12 protein-coding genes and 1 pseudogene are annotated in these 16387 nt (G+C 70.3%); 7 read left to right on the top strand and 6 right to left on the bottom strand.

What is annotated here, in order from left to right; all coding sequences use genetic code 11:
* Window positions 1-466 precede the first annotated feature (466 nt).
* Both ACIBLC_RS29250 and ACIBLC_RS29255 read left to right on the top strand, forming a co-directional pair.
* A complete protein-coding gene (locus ACIBLC_RS29250) occupies window positions 467-1408 on the top strand; it encodes an oxygenase MpaB family protein (protein WP_399214274.1) in 942 nt (313 codons plus the stop codon).
* Window positions 1405-2910, top strand: a complete 1506-nt coding sequence (locus ACIBLC_RS29255; protein WP_399214275.1) for an aldehyde dehydrogenase family protein — start codon at window positions 1405-1407, stop codon at window positions 2908-2910. The genes ACIBLC_RS29250 and ACIBLC_RS29255 overlap by 4 nt, the downstream gene beginning before the upstream one ends.
* Window positions 2911-2959: 49 nt before the next feature.
* Here ACIBLC_RS29255 and ACIBLC_RS29260 read toward each other — a convergent pair whose 3' ends face one another.
* A complete protein-coding gene (locus ACIBLC_RS29260; RefSeq protein ID WP_399214276.1) occupies window positions 2960-3586 on the bottom strand; it encodes a TetR/AcrR family transcriptional regulator in 627 nt (208 codons plus the stop codon).
* Window positions 3587-3715: 129 nt separating this feature from the next.
* On the opposite strand from ACIBLC_RS29260, the gene ACIBLC_RS29265 reads away from it, so the two are divergent.
* Entirely contained in the window at window positions 3716-4855 is a 1140-nt protein-coding gene (locus ACIBLC_RS29265) for an acyl-CoA dehydrogenase family protein (protein WP_399214277.1), read from the top strand.
* Window positions 4856-4933: 78 nt separating this feature from the next.
* Here ACIBLC_RS29265 and ACIBLC_RS29270 read toward each other — a convergent pair whose 3' ends face one another.
* The 5 genes and pseudogenes from ACIBLC_RS29270 to ACIBLC_RS29290 all read right to left on the bottom strand — a co-directional run bounded on the left by ACIBLC_RS29270 (window position 4934) and on the right by ACIBLC_RS29290 (window position 12058).
* Window positions 4934-6766 carry an AMP-dependent synthetase/ligase gene (locus ACIBLC_RS29270; RefSeq protein WP_399214278.1) on the bottom strand — a complete coding sequence of 611 codons (1833 nt, stop codon included), beginning with the start codon at window positions 6764-6766 and terminating at the stop codon, window positions 4934-4936.
* A gap of 237 nt (window positions 6767-7003) precedes the next feature.
* Window positions 7004-9205, bottom strand: coding sequence for a 3-hydroxyacyl-CoA dehydrogenase NAD-binding domain-containing protein (locus ACIBLC_RS29275; protein WP_399214279.1), 2202 nt, complete (start codon window positions 9203-9205; stop codon window positions 7004-7006).
* A gap of 48 nt (window positions 9206-9253) precedes the next feature.
* The gene (locus ACIBLC_RS29280; RefSeq protein WP_399214280.1) at window positions 9254-10468 is read right to left on the bottom strand and encodes an acetyl-CoA C-acetyltransferase; all 1215 of its coding nucleotides are present in this window, start codon (window positions 10466-10468) and stop codon (window positions 9254-9256) included.
* A gap of 78 nt (window positions 10469-10546) precedes the next feature.
* Window positions 10547-10910 (bottom strand): annotated as a pseudogene (locus ACIBLC_RS29285) (acyl-CoA dehydrogenase family protein); the annotation flags it as partial.
* Window positions 10892-12058, bottom strand: a complete 1167-nt coding sequence (locus ACIBLC_RS29290; RefSeq protein WP_399214281.1) for a CaiB/BaiF CoA transferase family protein — start codon at window positions 12056-12058, stop codon at window positions 10892-10894. The pseudogene ACIBLC_RS29285 and the gene ACIBLC_RS29290, both read right to left, overlap by 19 nt.
* A 262-nt stretch (window positions 12059-12320) precedes the next feature.
* On the opposite strand from ACIBLC_RS29290, the gene ACIBLC_RS29295 reads away from it, so the two are divergent.
* The 4 genes from ACIBLC_RS29295 to ACIBLC_RS29310 all read left to right on the top strand — a co-directional run bounded on the left by ACIBLC_RS29295 (window position 12321) and on the right by ACIBLC_RS29310 (window position 16285).
* Window positions 12321-13058, top strand: a complete 738-nt coding sequence (locus tag ACIBLC_RS29295; protein WP_399214282.1) for a TetR/AcrR family transcriptional regulator — start codon at window positions 12321-12323, stop codon at window positions 13056-13058.
* A 193-nt stretch (window positions 13059-13251) separates the two neighbouring features.
* Window positions 13252-13761, top strand: coding sequence for a DUF4334 domain-containing protein (locus ACIBLC_RS29300; protein WP_399214283.1), 510 nt, complete (start codon window positions 13252-13254; stop codon window positions 13759-13761).
* Window positions 13758-14849 (top strand): NAD(P)-dependent alcohol dehydrogenase, encoded by a 1092-nt coding sequence (locus ACIBLC_RS29305; protein WP_399214284.1) that lies wholly within the window; start codon window positions 13758-13760, stop codon window positions 14847-14849. The genes ACIBLC_RS29300 and ACIBLC_RS29305 overlap by 4 nt, the downstream gene beginning before the upstream one ends.
* Before the next feature lie 239 nt (window positions 14850-15088).
* The gene (locus tag ACIBLC_RS29310; protein WP_399214285.1) at window positions 15089-16285 is read left to right on the top strand and encodes a TetR/AcrR family transcriptional regulator; all 1197 of its coding nucleotides are present in this window, start codon (window positions 15089-15091) and stop codon (window positions 16283-16285) included.
* The last annotated feature ends 102 nt before the right edge of the window (window positions 16286-16387 follow it).

Here is a 16387-nt window from a genome sequence, read left to right on the forward strand (position 1 = left end):
CGGGGTACGGGCACGCGCCGGGGTCCGTGAGCTACAGACCATCCACGCGACAGGGACCGGCCTCCACCCGAGCGGTAGCGACTCCGGCCGGTGTGGTCTCCCGTAGGGCTCTGACCGATCGTCACCAAGCGTGAAAGCTCGCGTAGACGTGTCTCCTGTTTCCATGACGGCCCGTCACCTGCCGCGACCTGTGCGGAAGTTGACGGCGTGGACGAAGCCAAGGCGCGGGCATGGACGCCTCCGCCGTCTTCATCGCGTCCGAGGTATTGACGCCCCATGAAACAATTCAATAGTTTCAGTATCATCGACTCACAGAGGGCTCCGATGGAATCCAGAACAGCCGGATCCCCCGCTCCAGGGCCGTAGAGGCAGGCCAGGTGCTGGTCATGTCGGAGAACGTGCCCTTCTCCGACATGACCACTCGCACCGCGAGCCGGTGGCCGCGATTCCGACAGGAGGGATCACCATGGGCCGCTACAGCCGGCTCCGCCGCATCCAGCAGATGGATCCACAGCAGGACTTCGAGCAGATCTTCCGGTGGATCATCCACTACGAGTTCCCTCGCTCCTACCTCAACGGGACGTCGATCGCGTTTTTACGCGACTACGGCGTCCCGCGCATCTCCCGGCTCCTGGACCGCACGCAGGAGTTCGAACGTGCCGGCCAGAAGCGGTACGACGACACGGTGCTGATCACGTACGAGATGGTCCGTGAGGGGATGGACTCGGAACACGGCCGGGCGGCCGCCCGGCACCTGAACCGCATCCACGGTCGCTACCAGATCCCCAACGAGGACTTCCTCTACGTCCTGGCCACCACGGTGGTGGGGCCAAAACGGTGGATCGACCGGTTCGGCTGGCGGCGCCTTTCCGAGCAGGAGACCGAGAGCCTGGCGCTGGTGGGCCGGCGGATGGGCGAGATGATGGGCATCTCCGGCGTGCCCGGCACCTACGCCGCGTTCGAACGACTCCACGACGAGTACGAGCGGGAGATGTTCGCCTACGACCCCGCCAACCGCAGGGTCGCCGCCGCCACCCTGCGGATCCTGGCCTCCTGGTACCCGGCCCCCGCACGACGACTGGCGACCCGGGTCCTGCTCGCCGTCCTGGACGAACCACTGTTAAAGGCGCTCGGTTTCCGCCCTGAGCCGCGCTGGCTGCGCACCGTCGCCCACCGCGGATTCCGCGCCCGGGCCGCCTTGACCCGCCTGTTGCCCGGGCGGCCGGAGCGATTCCCTCGCAAGCCCAAGTCGCGCACCTACCCCTTCGGCTGGACCCTGGACGACCTGGGTCCGCACTGGGCACATACCCGTCCGCTGACCCCGCTCGGGGACGAGACGCTCCCGGAACGGGCCCCCGTCCCGGAGCAGCCGTCCGCCCCCGAGGTTCCCCATCAGGAGACCCGATGACCGACACAGCCCCGGCCGTCGCACCACCCGCCTCGGTCTTCACCACGCATTCCCCCGCGAACGGCGAACCGCTCGCCGAGCACCGGGTGGACGGGCCGGAAGCTGTCTCCCGCGCCACGGCCCGCGCCCGGACCGTCCAGGCCGGCTGGGCGGCGCTGCCCGCTTCCCGGCGACGCGACCATCTGCTGCGCTGGAAGAAGTCCCTCGCCACCGACCTGGACGCCATAGCCCGCACTATCGCCGAGGAGACCGGCAAGCCGGCCGGCGACGCGGCGCTGGAGGTCGTACTCACCCTGGAACACCTGGGCTGGGCCGCCCGCAACGCCGAACGCGCACTGCGCCGGCGGAAGGTGGGCACGGGACTGTTCACCGTGCACCAGCGGGCCTCACTGGTGTACCGGCCGCTCGGCGTGGTCGGTGTGATCGGTCCCTGGAACTACCCCCTCTACACACCGATGGGCTCCATCGGGTACGCCCTCGCGGCGGGGAACGCCGTGGTCTTCAAGCCGTCCGAACTGACCCCGGGCACCGGGGTCCTGCTGGCCGAGCTCTTCGACGCAGCCGTGCCCGGGTACGCCGGGCTGCTCACCACTGTCACCGGCGCGGCGTCCACCGGGGAGGCCCTGGCCCGGTCCGGGGTCGACAAGCTGGCGTTCACCGGTTCGCCGGGAACGGCTCGCACGGTGATGGCGGTGTGCGCCGAGACGCTGACACCGTTCCTCGCCGAGTGCGGAGGGAAGGACGCGGTGATCGTCACCGCGGACGCGGACCTGGAGGCGGCCGCCGACGCGATCGTGTGGGGCGCGCTGAGCAACGCGGGCCAGACCTGCGCGGGAGTGGAACGCGTATACGCGGTGCGGGAGATCCATGCGGAGCTGTGCGAACGGGTGGTCAAGCGGGCCGAGTCGCTGCGCACGGGTGCCGAAGCGGACGCCGCCTACGGCCCGATGACGCTGCCGGGCCAGGTCGCGGTCGTCGAGCGGCATGTGACCGGTGCGGTCTCGGCGGGTGCGCGGGCTCTGCTGGGCGGGCCCGAGTCGGTTCAGGCTCCGTACGTCGCACCGGTCGTGCTGAGCGGCGTTCCGGAGGACGCGGCGGCGATGACGGAGGAGACCTTCGGGCCGGTCGTGGCGATCAACCCGGTGGCCGACGTTGACGAGGCGGTGGAGCGGGCCAACGCCTCGCGTTACGCCCTGGGTGCCGCGGTGTTCTGCCGCAACGGGCGGGCCGGTGCGGCGATCGCGGCGCGACTGCGCGCGGGCGCGGTGTCGGTGAACTCGGTGCTGGGCTTCGCGGCCGTGCCGGCGCTGCCGTTCGGCGGTTCGCAGGACTCCGGCTTCGGGCGGATCCACGGCGAGGAAGGGCTGCGTGCCTTCACCTCCGTGCAGTCGACGACGGTGCAGCGGTTCACCCCGCCGATCGCGCTGACCTCATTCGATGTTCCGGCCGCCACACGGGAGCGCGCGGTGCGGCTGGCCCAGGCTCTGCACCGGCGGCGCTGAACGGCCGGGCGGCACCCCGCCGGAGCGTCCGCCCGGACGGTCCGGCCGGTCAGGCGTCCAGCAGCGGGGCCAGGTAGCGACGGGCGAAGGCCCGGGCCTGGTCCTCGTCGTCCATCTCGATGCAGCTGGCGGGGTTGAGCAGGAAGGACACGGCGACTCGCACCATCAGCTCGGCGACCGGACGCGGATCCTCGTCGGGACGGCCCTCGGTCTGTTGCGCGCGACGCAGATGGACCGTCAGGTACTCGACGGTGGCGGAGAGCGAGGAACTGCCCTGCACCGTCAGGTAGGGCAGAACCACCTCGGGCTCGAGGAGCAGCAGGCCGCCGAAGAGCGGATGGGCGCGGGTGTGGCGCAGGGCGACCACGAAGCCCTCGACGACCCGCTCCTTCATGGTCGGCAGCGCCGCCACCGTCGAGTCCAGTTGCTGGAAGAACCGGCTGAGCTCGCGCAGCAGGGTTTCCTCGACCAGCTTGTCCTTGGTCTGAAAGCGCCGGTAGACGGTGACCCTGGAGACGCCGGCCCGCTTGGCGACGTCGTCCACCGAGGAGCGGCGCAGGCCCAGGAGGGTGAACTGCTCCAGTGCTGCGTCGAGGATCCGCCGGGCCATGCGGTCCTCCGGCTCCGGCTGGGCGAGCGCCCGGGCGAGCCACGCGTCGTTCGTGTCAGTTCTCATGGTGCTCCTCACAATACCGGCGAACGTTTCCCCGGAGAGGCTCTGAAACATCTACCATCTCTTTGTAACTCAGCTGCCGGCCCGAACCTGACCGAGCCGCCGACCGGCACCCGGATCCCGGAGGACCTGATGGGCAGTCGACTCACCGAGGAACAGGCCGCTTTCGCCGCGGCCCTGCGCGATTTCACCAAGCGCGAGTGCGGTACCCGAGAGCAGCGCGACGCGCTGACAGAGGGCGGTCACGAGGCCCACCACCCCGAGCTGTACGGAAGGCTCGCCGACCTGGGCTGGCTCGGGGTGTGCCTGCCCGAGGAGTACGGAGGCTCCGGCGGCGGGCTGGCGGACGCCTGCCTCTTCCTGGAGGAGACCTCGTACGGGATGGTCCCGTGCGGTGGATTCATCACCACCGTCATCGCCGCGAAGGCGTACGAGAAGTTCGGCAGCGAGCAGCAGCGGCGGGAGGTGCTGTCCGGCGTCGTGCGTGGTGACGTGCTGGCCATCGCCATGTCGGAGCCGGGGGCCGGGTCGGACGTCGGCGCGCTGCGCTGCCGCGCCCGGCAGGAAGAGGACGGCACGTGGGTGATCGACGGTCAGAAGACGTGGATCTCCAACGCGCACTGCGCGAAGGGCATTCTGCTGGTGGCTCGCACCGGCGAGGACAAGCACGGCGGTCTGACCATGTTCCATCTGCCCGTCGACGCCCCGGGCGTGGAAGTGCGGGGCATCGAGACCATGCGCGGCCGGGAGGTCAACGACGTCTTCCTCACCGGCGTACGGCTGCCCGCGGACGCCGTCGTCGGCCAAGTGGACAACGGCTGGCGGCAGTTGATGGCCGGCCTGAACTACGAGCGGCTCTTCCTGGCCGCGAACATGCTGGGCCTGGCACGCCGCGCCTTCGACGACACCGTCGCCTACGTCCGCGAACGTGAGCAGTTCGGGCGGCCCGTCGGCTCCTTCCAGGCGTTGCGGCACCGGATCGCCGATCTCGCCACCGAGATCGAGTGCACCCGGCTACTGGTGCGCGAGGTTGCTCTGGACTGCGACGCGCAGCCGGACAAGCTGTTCCCGCGCGAAGCGTCCATGGCCAAACTGAAGGCCACCGAGATCGCCAAGCGGGCAGCCCTGGAGGGCATGCAGATGATGGGCGGCTACGGCTACACCACGGAGTTCGACATGGAGCGCCACCTGCGGGTCGCGGTCGTCTCCACGGTCTACGGCGGGACCAGCGAGATCCAGCGGGACGTCATCGGCAAGACCTACGGCCTCTGAGACTGCCCGGATACGACAGGGCGGGCACCCAGGGGTGGGTGCCCGCCCTGTCGTATCGGCGAAGCGAGATGCGCCGGCTCAGCCCTGATAGAGCCTGGACAGTGAGTCGGCATGCCTGTCCCGGATCACCCGGCGCCGCATCTTCAGCGAGGGCGTCAGTTCGCCGGTCGCCGGACCCCATTCCTCCGCGAGCAACTCGTACCGCCTGACCTGCTCGGTGCGGTTGAGCCGGGTGTTGGCGGCGGCCACCGCGCGGTCCACCTCCGCCCGGACGGCGGGGTGTTCGGCCAGCCCGGCCAGTCCCCCGTCCGCCTCGACGCCGTTGGCCGCGGCCCAGGCGGGGGCGGCCTCCGCATCGAGCACCAGCAGCGCGACCAGGTAGGAGCGGTTGTCACCGTGCACCATCGCCTGGCCGATCAGCGGGTGTTCCTTGAGCGCGTTCTCCACCAGCGCCGGCGAGACGTTCTTGCCGGTGGAGGTGATGATCATCTCCTTCTTCCGGTCGGTGAGCCAGAGATAGCCGTCCTCGTCGATCCGCCCGATGTCGCCGGTGGCCAGCCAGCCGTCGGCGTCCAGGCCGGACCGCACCGAGCCGTCCGGCTGAAGGTAGCCGGAGAAGACCGACGAGCCCCGCACCAGGATCTCGCCGTCCTCGGCGACGCGAATCTCCACGGAATCCACCGGGCGTCCCACCGAGCCGAGCCGGAAGCCGGTCTTCGGGCTGTTGCTGGTGGCGACGCCGGTGGTCTCGGTCAGCCCCCAGGCGTCCATGATGACGATGCCGAAACCGGCCCAGAACTTCACCACGTCGACCGACATCGGCGCCGACGCGCTGGCCGACCAGGTCACCCGGCCCAGACCACCCGCGGCCAGCATGGGCAGCAGCACATCCTCGCGGGCGCGGACGTAGCGCTCCTCGAGCTCGGCGGGCGGCGTCTCGCCCCGCTCGCGGTACCCGACGTGCTCGCGGGCGATCTCGAACGCCTCGTCGATGACCGCCCGTTGCTCGGCAGGCATCAGCGAAAGGATGCCCCGCACGGTGGCGGACAGCTTCTCCCAGATCCTCGGCACCCCGAAGAACTGCGCGGGGCGTACCTCGCGCACCACGGCGGCGACGCGCGTCGGGTCGGCACAGAGGTAGACGTGCGAGGCCCGGTGGCAGGGGAGGTAGATGCCGAGCATCCGCTCGGCGATGTGGGCGAAGGGCAAGTAGCAGATGTGCTCGACGTGTGGGGGGAGTTCCACCACGGCGTCCAGTGCCAGGGCGTTGGACATCACCTGCCGGTGGGTCAGGACGACGCCCTTGGGCTCGCCGGTGGTGCCGGAGGTGTAGACGACGGTCAGCGGATCCTCGGGTTGGGCGGCGTCCAGTTCCTTGGCGAACTGCTCCGGCACCGGCTCGCGGAGCAGCGCGGCGTACGGGAAGTGGCAGTCCTCCGCGCCCTCCTCGGCCACCACCAGCCTCTCCAGCGGGGTGTCCGCGTCGGCCAGCAACGGCTCCCACACCGCCACCTGGGCCGCCCCCTCCACGACGGCGAGGCGGGCCCGGCAGTTGCGGGCGATGTGAGTGATCTGCTCAGGTGCCGAGGTGCCGTAGACACTGACCGGGATCGCGCCCAGGCGGACCAGCGCCAGATCCGACAGCCAGTGTTCGGGCCGGTTGGACATCATCAGCAGCACATGGTCGCCGCGGCCGACGCCGAGGACCCTGTAGCCGGCGGCGAGGCTGCGGGTGCGCTCGTGGATCTCCGCCCAGCTGAAGGTCGACCAGCCGCCGTCCGGGTCCGGTGACTGCCAGGACAGGCCGGGGAGTTGGGGATAATCGCGTGCGTTTCGGGCCAGCAGCTGCGGCAAGGTCCGGTCGGCCGGATCGTCGGGCAGGTCGCCGGTGGTGCGGGGAGCTGATGTCATCGGGGGCCTCCTTGCGGGTCGGAAGGGAACGGCTGGGGAGACCGGGGGCCGGGTGCCCCTGCGGGCTTGCTCGGCGGAGCTGAGGTGAGGGGCGGGGCGGGCGAGCCACTCGTGGATGCGCCCGTGGATCCGCCCGTGGATGCAGACCCGGGGAAGACGGCCCTGCCCATGGGAACCGGTCAGTGCTCAGGAGGTGCGGACTCGGGCCGTGGGGGCGACGCAGGCCCGCGGAAAGGATCAGGTGTCGGTGAAGGTCTCGCCCCGCTCGGCCTTGCGCTGCAGCAGTTCGGGCGGGGCGAAGCGCTCGCCGTACTTCCCGGCCAGCTCACGCGCGCGGGCCACGAAGCCGGGCAACCCGGTACCTCCCCCGGCGCCGCCGTCGTAGCCGTTGATGTACTGCAGCACGCCGCCCGTCCACGGCGGGAAGCCGATACCGAGCAGCGAGCCGATGTTGGCGTCCGCCACCGAGAGCAGCACACCCTCCTCCAGGCAGCGCACCGAGTCCAGCGCCTCGACGAAGAGCATCCGCTCCATCATCTCGGTCAGGTCGGCGGGCTGCTTCGCGGGATCCGTGAAGTGCTCGCGCAGTCCTGGCCAGAGCCCGGCGCGCCTGCCGTCGGCGTAGTCGTAGAAGCCCGCTCCCCCGGACCGTCCGGGGCGGCCGAACTCGTCGATCATGCGGTCCACCACCGCGTCCGCGGGGTGCGGCTCCCAACTGCGGCCTGATGCCTCGACCGCACGACGGGTCTCCTCGCGGATCCTGCGTGGGAGGGTGAGGGTGAGCTCGTCCATCAGGTTGAGGACCTTGGCCGGGTAGCCGGCCTGGGCGGCGGCCTGCTCGACGGAGGCCGGTTCGATGCCCTCGCCGACCATGGCGACGCCCTCGTCGATGAAGCGGCCGATGACGCGGGAGGTGAAGAAGCCGCGCGAGTCGTTGACCACGATCGGCGTCTTACGGATCTGCCGCACCAGGTCGAAGGCCCGCGCCAGCGCCTCGTCCCCCGTCTTCTCGCCCTTGACGATCTCCACCAGCGGCATCTTGTCGACCGGCGAGAAGAAGTGCAGTCCGACGAAGTCCTGTGGCCGCTCCACCCCCTTGGCGAGGACGGTGATGGGCAGGGTGGAGGTGTTCGAGCACAGCAGCGCGTCCGGGGTGGCAATCTCCTGTGTCTCCTGGAACACCTTGTGCTTGACGCCCGTGTCCTCGAAGACGGCCTCGATCACCGCGTCGCAGCCGGCCAGGTCTCGGACGTCGGCGGTCGGGGTGATGCGGGCCAGCAGGGCATCCGCCTTCTCCTGCGTCGAGTTGCCGCGCGAGACCGCTTTGGCGCACAGCTTCTCGGAGTAGGCCCTGCCCTGTGCCGCCGCCTCGGCGGAGACGTCCTTCAGCACGACGTCGATGCCCGCCTCGGCGCAGGAGTAGGCGATACCGGCGCCCATCATCCCCGCGCCGATCACGGCCACCCTGGTCACCTTGCGCGGCTCGACGCCCTTCGGTCGGCCGGAGCCGGAGTTGACCGTCTGCAGGTCGAAGAAGAAGGCCTGAATCATGTTCTTGGTGATCTGCCCGGTGACCAGTTCTGTCAGGTATCCGGCTTCCACCACGAAGGCCGTGTCCATGTCGACCTGGGAGCTCTCCACGGCCGCCGCGAGGATGTTACGCGGGGCCGGGTACGGGGCGCCGCCCGTCCTACTCGTCAGCATCGCGGTGAGGACAGGGAGTTGCGCGGCCAACTCCGGGTCTGCGGGGTTGCCGCCGGGAATGCGGTACCCGGGGGCGTCCCAGGGCTGCGTGGACTGCGGGTGGGCGTCGATGAACGCCTGTGCCCTGGCGAGGAGTTCGTCCGGGTCGTTGGCGATCTCGTCGACCAGGCCGGCGTCCAGGGCACGCGCCGGTCCGTACTGGGTGCCCTCGAGGAGGACCTTCCGCAGGGCGTCCGCCACGCCGAACATGCGGACCGTGCGGGTCACTCCCCCGCCTCCGGGCAGCAGGCCCAGGGTGACTTCGGGCAGTCCGACGCGGGCGGCCGGTCCGTCCAGCACCACACGGTGGTGACAGGCCAGGGCGATCTCGTAACCACCGCCCAGCGCCGCTCCGTTGATCGCGGCGACGACCGGCTTGCCCAGCGTCTCCAGGACACGCAGCGAGCGCTTGACGCGCATCCCGGCCGCGAAGGAGGCGCCGGCGGTCTCGGGAGTGACGGAGATCAAGTCGCGCAGGTCGCCGCCGGCGAAGAAGCTCTTCTTGGCGGAGGTGACGATGACGCCCCTGATGGCGTCGCGGCGTTCCGTCAACCGCGCCGCGACGGCGTCCAGCGAGTCGATGAACGCGGCGTTCATGGTGTTGACGGACTGGTCCGGGTCGTCGAGGACGAGGGTGACGACATGGTCGTCGGACTCTTCCCAGCGGATGGTGGAGGGTCGTGCGGTGGTGTCCATGGCTGAGATCTCCCGTGAAGGCGAACGGCTGTGGAGGTGGTCGGCCGGTCAGAGGCGTTCGACGACGGTGGCGATTCCCATGCCGCCGCCGACGCACAGGGTCGCCAGCCCGTACCGCAGGTCACGGCGCTCCAGTTCGTCCATCAGTGTGCCGAGGATCATCGCGCCGGTGGCGCCGAGGGGGTGTCCCATGGCGATCGCGCCGCCGTTGACGTTGACCTTGTCCAGGCTCAGACCCATGTCCTTGACGTAGCGCAGGACGACGGCCGCGAACGCCTCGTTGATCTCGACCAGGTCGATGTCCTCGACGGTCAGGCCGGCCCTGGCGAGCGCCTTGCGGGAGGCGGGCGCGGGCCCGGTCAGCATGATGGTGGGGTCGGCGCCGGAGACGGCGGCGGAGACGATCCGGGCTCGTGGGGAGAGGCCGTGGCGCTCCCCCGCCTCCTTGTTGCCGATGGCGACCAGAGCGGCGCCGTCGACGATGCCGGAGGAGTTGCCCGCGTGATGGACGTGGTCGATCCTCTCCACCCAGTGGTACTTCCGCAGCGCCACCGCGTCGAAGCCGGCCAGTTCGCCGGCCTGCGCGAAGGAGGGCCTGAGCCCTGCCAGGCTCTCGGTCGTCGTGCCGGGCCGGATGTGCTCGTCCCGGTCGAGGACCAGCAGCCCGTTGCGGTCCCGCACAGGGACGACGGAGCGGTCGAAGCGCCCGTCCTTCCAAGCGCCGACGGCACGCTCCTGGGATAGCGCCGCGTAGGAGTCCACGTCGTGCCGGGAGAAGCCCTCCAGAGTGGCGACCAGGTCGGCGGCGATGCCCTGCGGGACGAATCCCGTGGCGTGGCTGGTCCGCGGGTCCAGCGCCCAGGCGCCGCCGTCACTGCCCATCGGAACACGCGACATGGACTCCACGCCGCCCGCCAGAACCAGGTCCTCCCAGCCGGAACGGACCTTCATCGCGGCCATGTTGACGGCTTCGAGCCCGGACGCACAGAAGCGGTTCTCCTGTACGCCTGCCACCGTCTCCGGCAGACCAGCGAGGATGGCGGCGGTGCGGGCGATGTCCGCGCCCTGGTCGCCCACCGGGCTGACCACACCGAGCACGATGTCGTCGATCGCCGCCGGGTCGAGCTCCGGGAAGCGGTGGAGGGTCTCGTGGATCAGGCCGACGACGAGGTCGATCGGCTTGGTGCCGTGCAGGGCCCCGTTGGCCTTGCCGCGACCGCGCGGGGTGCGGATCGCGTCGTACACGTACGCTTCGGTGCTCACCTTGGGTGCCTTCCATCTCGGGTCTGCGGGAAGCCTCGGACGCAACACACGTGTTGTTGAGGGAAGTTGGCCTGGCGCTCAACCAAGCAGGGAGCGACCGATGATCTCCTTCTTGATCTCGGTGGTGCCGCCGTAGATGGTCCGGATGCGGCTGTCGAGGAACGCTCGGGCCACCCGGAACTCACTCATGTAGCCGTAGCCGCCGTGGAGTTGCAGGCAGCGGTCGACGATCCGCTTCTGCAGCTCGGTGGGCCCACCACTTGGCCATCGAGGCGTGCACGGCGTCGAGCCGGCGCTGGCTGTGCTCGGTGACGGAGCGGTCCAGGAGGGTTTGGGTGACCGCGGTCTCGGTGGCGATCTCGGCGATCTCGAAGCGGACGCGCTGAAGCCTGGCCAGTGGCTTCCCGAAGGCCTCGCGCTCCTTCACGTACCGCATGGTGACGGGTCCTTCAGCAGTTCGGGCACGCCCCAGTCGCGGGCCACGTCGGGGGTGTGCGCACCGGGGACGGCCGGGGGGAGCCGGATGGTGCCGGGGGTGTCGGAGAACCGGGGCGCGGGAGCGGGCTGGGTGATGCCGTACGCCTCGGTGTAGGTGCCACGTCCGGTCAGGTGCGGATGGCCGGCCGCCTCGTGCAGCGAAAGCACGGGCGATACGCAGGCGTCGGTGCCTTCGAAGACGGCTGTCCACTCCTCACGGCCTGCGGCCCTGAACCGGTTGGTGAACAGGGCCCGCAATTCGGGCCAGTTGCGCGGGTCGGCGCGATCCGGCAGGTCCTCGCCGTCCAGGCCCAGCAGGGAGACGAACACGGCGTAGAACTGCGGTTCCAGGGCGCCGACCGCCATCCAGCCGCCGTCGGCGGTCTCGTACACGCCGTAGTGGGGGCAGCCGCCGTCGAGCAGGTTACGGCCGCGGCCGTCCTGCCAGGTGCCCTCGGCGAGCATGCCCCAGAACATGGCGGTGAGGTGTGCGGCACCGTCCACGATCGCGGCATCGACCACCTGACCGCGACCGGTGGCACGGGCGGTGAGCAGCGCGGCGAGGACGCCGGTGGCCAGATAGAGGGAGCCGCCCGCGTAGTCGCCGAGCAGGTTGACAGGGAGAACGGGTGGTCCGTCCGGTGCGCCGATCATGGACAGGGCGCCGGTGGTGGCGATGTAGCCGATGTCGTGTCCGGCCAGGGGCGCAAGGGGGCCTCGCTGACCCCAGCCGGTCATCCGGCCGTACACCAGCGCGGGGTTGACGGCCATGCACTCCTCGGGACCGACCCCGAGCCGCTCCGCGACACCGGGTCGGTATCCCTCCACCAGGATCTCGGCGCGCGCCGCCAACGCCCGCACCGTTCCCGGCCCTTCGAGCGACTTGAGGTCGACCAGGACGGAGCGTTTGTTGCGGTTGGTCACGTCGTAGACGGGATCGCCGCCGAGCGGCGAGGGACCGGGGCGGTCCACGCGCACCACGTCGGCGCCCAGGTCGGCGAGCAGCATCGCGGCGAACGGACCGGGACCGATCCCGGCCAGTTCAACCACTCGGACGCCGTCCAACGGGCCCGCCATGTCGTGGCCGGGCAGGTCGGTGGAGTGCCTGCTCATGTGTTCCCTTCTCAGCGCAGAGCGGGCTCACTGCCGCCCAATCGCTAACTTACTGAGCGTTCGCTAAGAACGTAGAAGTGTGACGCCGGTCGGTCAACTCCCCGCGTAGCGAGAGTTTTTGTGGACCCGCACTGGGGAAGTGACATCAGACCGGACGCCGGTTACCAGGTTCTACTGATCGATCGCTAAGCAGCTTGAGGGAGGGGTTTCCGACTCACGGCCATACGATGTCGCCGATCACCGCCCGCTACGAGGAGAGTCGTTGAACGCCGAGCCGAGCCAGGACACCACGCACCCAGCAGAGCACTGGCGCTCCTACGAACCGCTCGACCTGCACCCGATCCTGATGCACACCATGGAGGCCTTCAACGAACAGGGCTACCACGGCACTTCGGTCCGGGACATCGCAAGCAGGGTCGGCGTCACCGTGCCCGCGCTGTACTACCACTACGAGAACAAGCAGGCTCTGCTGGCCACGTTGCTGGAGACGTCCATCAAGGATGTCCTGGACCGCTGCCGGGCAGCGGCGGGAGAAGCCGGGGACGATCCGCTGGCGCGGTTCTGCGGCACGGTCGAGTCGATCGTGCTCTACATGGCACACCGTCAGCAGTTGGCCTTCCTGGACACCGAGATCCGAAGCCTGGAGCCCCAGAACCGGGCGCGCTACGTCGCCCTGCGCGACTATCTCGAGCACATGCTGCTGGACACGGTCGAGGCGGGCCGCGCCCAGGGCGTGTTCACCACGCCGATCCCGGCCGACGCGGTGCGTTCGGTGCTCGTCATGTGCCAGGGGGTCGCCAACTGGTTCCGCGAGGACGGCCCGCTCACCGCGGAGGAGGTCGCCGAACGCCACGTGCTGCTGAGCCTTGGCACCGTGGGCCACCCCGGCGCGGTTACCGGCGACCTTCCGTTCCCGTTCCCACGCCGCTCTTCCCTCCAGCCCCGCTCCCTCTCACGGACCTACGCCCCCCAGGGTTCCGCTCCGCGCAGCTCCGGGTGACGCGGCGCGGCACCGCGCCCACCGGGCTCCACCGGGCTCCACCGGTCGGCAGCGGTCGGCAGCGGTCGGCAGCGGTCGGCAGCGGTCGGCAGCGGTCGGCAGCGGTCGGGCGACCGTCTCCGGTACATCCCGCAGCGGCAACATCCTGACGTTTCACTTCCACGGTGTCAGCACCGACGAGAGGTCATACAGCATGGACATGCTCGATGCCCGCGCCCGGTTCCAGGAGTTCCGGAACAAGGACGGCATGGTCGCCCCCGCTGAACTCGACCAGATCTGGGCGGCGTTGGCCCCCACCCGCCCCGAGGAGATACTCGGTGAGTGGAAGGGCGGCGAGTTCCGCACCGGCCACCCTCTTGAGGGCATGCTGGCGGAGGCCAACTGGTACGGCAAGACGTTCGTCACCGTGCACGATGCCAAGCCACTGATGTGCCGGAACGAGACGGGCGAGCTGTACTCCAACCGCGAGCTCGGCCAGGGCGAGGCCAGCCTGTGGACCGTCGAGTTCCGCGGCGAGCCGACAGCCACCATGGTCTACGACGGCCGACCGGTCTTCGACCATTTCAAGTGGGTGGACGACACCACGCTGATGGGGATCATGAACGCCAAGGGGGTCCCCGCCGAGGGCCCCTTCTACTACTTCTTCCTCGATCGCGTCCCCGGACCCCCGCACGAGGGCCCGCGTGCCGAAGAGTCCGCGTGAGGCATGTCCGCGCCGCGGTCACCGAGGAGCCGGGTGCCCCGTTCGCCCTCCGGGACGCGGACCTCGAGGACCCGCGGCCGTGCGAGGTCCTGGTGAGGATGGCCGCGGTCGGCGTCTGTCACACCGATCTGGTCATGCGGGACACCTGGCCCCGGCAGCTCACCCCGATGGTCTTCGGCCACGAGGGCGCCGGCCGGGTCGAGGTGGTGGGCGCGGAGGTGACCGGCGTCGAGCCGGGGGACCATGTCTGCCTCACCTTCGCCAGTTGCGGTGCCTGCGATCAGTGCGTGGCGGGCCATCCGGCCTACTGCCTCGCCGCGCGGGCCCGGAACTTCTCCGGTGGACGCGCCGACGGCACCACTCCGCTCTCTCTGGACGGCACACCGCTGCACGCCGGCTTCTTCGGCCAGTCCAGCTTCGCCACGCACGCCGTCGTCGACCAACGCGGTGTGGTCAAGGTGCCCTCCGACCTGCCGAGCGCGGTCGCCGCGCCGCTGGGCTGCAGCGGCCAGACGGGAGCGGGCACGGTGCTCAACCGGCTGCGCCCCGAACCAGGCTCCTCGCTGGTCGTCCTGGGCGCGGGCGGGGTCGGTCTGAGCGCGCTGATGGCCGCGGTGGCCTTGGGCTGCGACCCGGTGGTGGCCGTCGATCCCGTCGCCGCCCGCCGTGTGCTGGCCACCGAACTCGGCGCCAAGGCGGCCCTGGCCCCCGGAGGCGGTCTGGTGGCGGCGCTGCGCGACCTCACCGGCGGTGGTGCGCACCACGTAGTCGAGACCACCGGCCGTCCGGAGATGGCACGCCGGGCCGTCGGCGTGCTGCGCCCGCGCGGCGAACTCGCCCTCCTGGGCCTCGGCGGTGAGGTGACGTTCGACGTGATGGGCCTGCTCGCCAAGGGCGTCCGCGTCCACGGGGTGATCGAGGGAGACTCCGACCCCGGCCGCCTCATCCCCGAGCTGATCGGCTTGCACAGGCGTGGCCTCTTCCCAGTCGACCGGCTGATCACTACGTTCCCGTTCGAGGACATCGGATCGGCCGTGGCCGCCATGGGGGACGGCAGCGTCATCAAGCCTGTTCTCACCTTCGCCTGACCGACTGCTACGACAGTGTGACTGTCGGACGGCGCGGATCCGTCGACAGACGACAGCCGCCTCCTGACGGCTGCCTGCCCTCAGCTATCAGCCCTCAGCTGTCAGCCGCCCCGGCGGTCGGCACGAGCCGATCACGCCGCGGGGCAGGAAATCAGCTGGTAAGTGATCCTGGAGTCACGTCCTGCGCGGCCGCGCCGAGACATCCCTGCCTCCTGACGGAGTGTGATTGACTGATTCGTATGGCCTCCGCCTCCCCGTCCGCCCGTTCGGCGGCGACAGCCGATGCGACCGCGGCCACTCGGCCCCGCAACCGCAAGCAGCTGATCATCGACGCGGCCGGGCGGGTCTTCAGCGAACGCGGTTATCACACGGCGTCCATGGAAGAGGTCGCCGCCGGCGTGGGCATCTCCGCGGCCGCTCTGTACCGGCACTTCCCGAACAAGTACGCGCTGTTCGCCGAGTGCGCCGACGTCATGGTGGACGGACTGGTCGCCGCGCTCGACGAGGTGCCGTCCGGAGCGACCCTCACGGATGTGCTCACCGCCATCACCCGGATCACCATCGCTCATCGTGCGTCAGGCGGCGTGTACCGATGGGAGGCCCGGTACCTGAGCCGCGAGGACCGCCGGCGTCTCGGGGCGAAGTTCGGTCGCCTCGTCGAGCGGGTCGACGAGGCGGTACAGCGCGAGCACCCGCTGCCTGACGAGCGCCTACGGGCCATGGCTGCCCTCGGTGCGATCGGCTCCATCACGATGCATCACACCTCGATCGCCCAACGCCGGGTCGAGGAACTGCTGTTGGCGTCCTCGCTGGGCGTGGCCGCGACTGATCCCGCGGCGGGCCGACTGGGCGCGCACCCCGTCGAACTGCCCGCCCGGCCGGTGCCGCGCACACGACGCGCGGAGATCCTCGCGGCTTCCATCCCGCTGTTCGCCCGGGACGGATTCGCCAGCGTCACGAACGGACAGATCGCGGAGGCGGTGGGACTGACCCCGTCCGCGCTCTACCGCCATTACCCCGGAAAGATCGACATCCTGGCGGCGGCTTGCCTCCAGGCGGCGGGGCTGCTGGCCCAGGGGGTGGAGCAGAGTCTGCACGAGGTGGCGGGCCCGCACGACGCCGTCGTCGCGTTGGCAGCGACGTATGTCGCCTACAGCTTTGAATACACCGAGCTCAACAGCGTTGCCGAGGCCGAGATCGCCGGCTTGCCGACCGGTCTGCGGCGGCCCGTGGTCCTCGCGCAGCGGGAACACATCGCCGTCTGGGAGCAGCAGTTGCGGCTGGCCCGTCCGGAGCTGGACCCGCGCCAGGCTCGGGTGCTGGTGCACGCGGGGTTCGGCGTGGTGGTCGAGGCGGGCCGCAGACTGCGGTGGCGGGCCAGCCCTGACCATCGTGAGGCCGTGACCGCCCTGGTCCTGGGCGCCCTGGGTATCTGAACGACCGTCGGAACCCAGCGGCGACGAGGCGCCTCAACCTGCCGTGCCTCGTGCGGGAGCGCCCTGATGCCCGCCCCTCGACTCATCTGCCGCGGGGGCGGG

This window comes from Streptomyces sp. NPDC050535, assembly GCF_044457665.1.
Lineage (GTDB): Bacteria > Actinomycetota > Actinomycetes > Streptomycetales > Streptomycetaceae > Streptomyces.

What these genes read in the sequence shown, in the direction of transcription:
- ACIBLC_RS29250 (WP_399214274.1), top strand. Translation starts at nt 467, where the DNA reads ATGGGCCGCTACAGCCGGCTCCGCCGCATCCAGCAGATGGATCCACAG.
- ACIBLC_RS29255 (WP_399214275.1), top strand. Translation starts at nt 1,405, where the DNA reads ATGACCGACACAGCCCCGGCCGTCGCACCACCCGCCTCGGTCTTCACC.
- ACIBLC_RS29260 (WP_399214276.1), bottom strand. Translation starts at nt 3,586, where the DNA reads ATGAGAACTGACACGAACGACGCGTGGCTCGCCCGGGCGCTCGCCCAG.
- ACIBLC_RS29265 (WP_399214277.1), top strand. Translation starts at nt 3,716, where the DNA reads ATGGGCAGTCGACTCACCGAGGAACAGGCCGCTTTCGCCGCGGCCCTG.
- ACIBLC_RS29270 (WP_399214278.1), bottom strand. Translation starts at nt 6,766, where the DNA reads ATGACATCAGCTCCCCGCACCACCGGCGACCTGCCCGACGATCCGGCC.
- ACIBLC_RS29275 (WP_399214279.1), bottom strand. Translation starts at nt 9,205, where the DNA reads ATGGACACCACCGCACGACCCTCCACCATCCGCTGGGAAGAGTCCGAC.
- ACIBLC_RS29290 (WP_399214281.1), bottom strand. Translation starts at nt 12,058, where the DNA reads ATGAGCAGGCACTCCACCGACCTGCCCGGCCACGACATGGCGGGCCCG.
- ACIBLC_RS29300 (WP_399214283.1), top strand. Translation starts at nt 13,252, where the DNA reads ATGGACATGCTCGATGCCCGCGCCCGGTTCCAGGAGTTCCGGAACAAG.
- ACIBLC_RS29310 (WP_399214285.1), top strand. Translation starts at nt 15,089, where the DNA reads ATGGCCTCCGCCTCCCCGTCCGCCCGTTCGGCGGCGACAGCCGATGCG.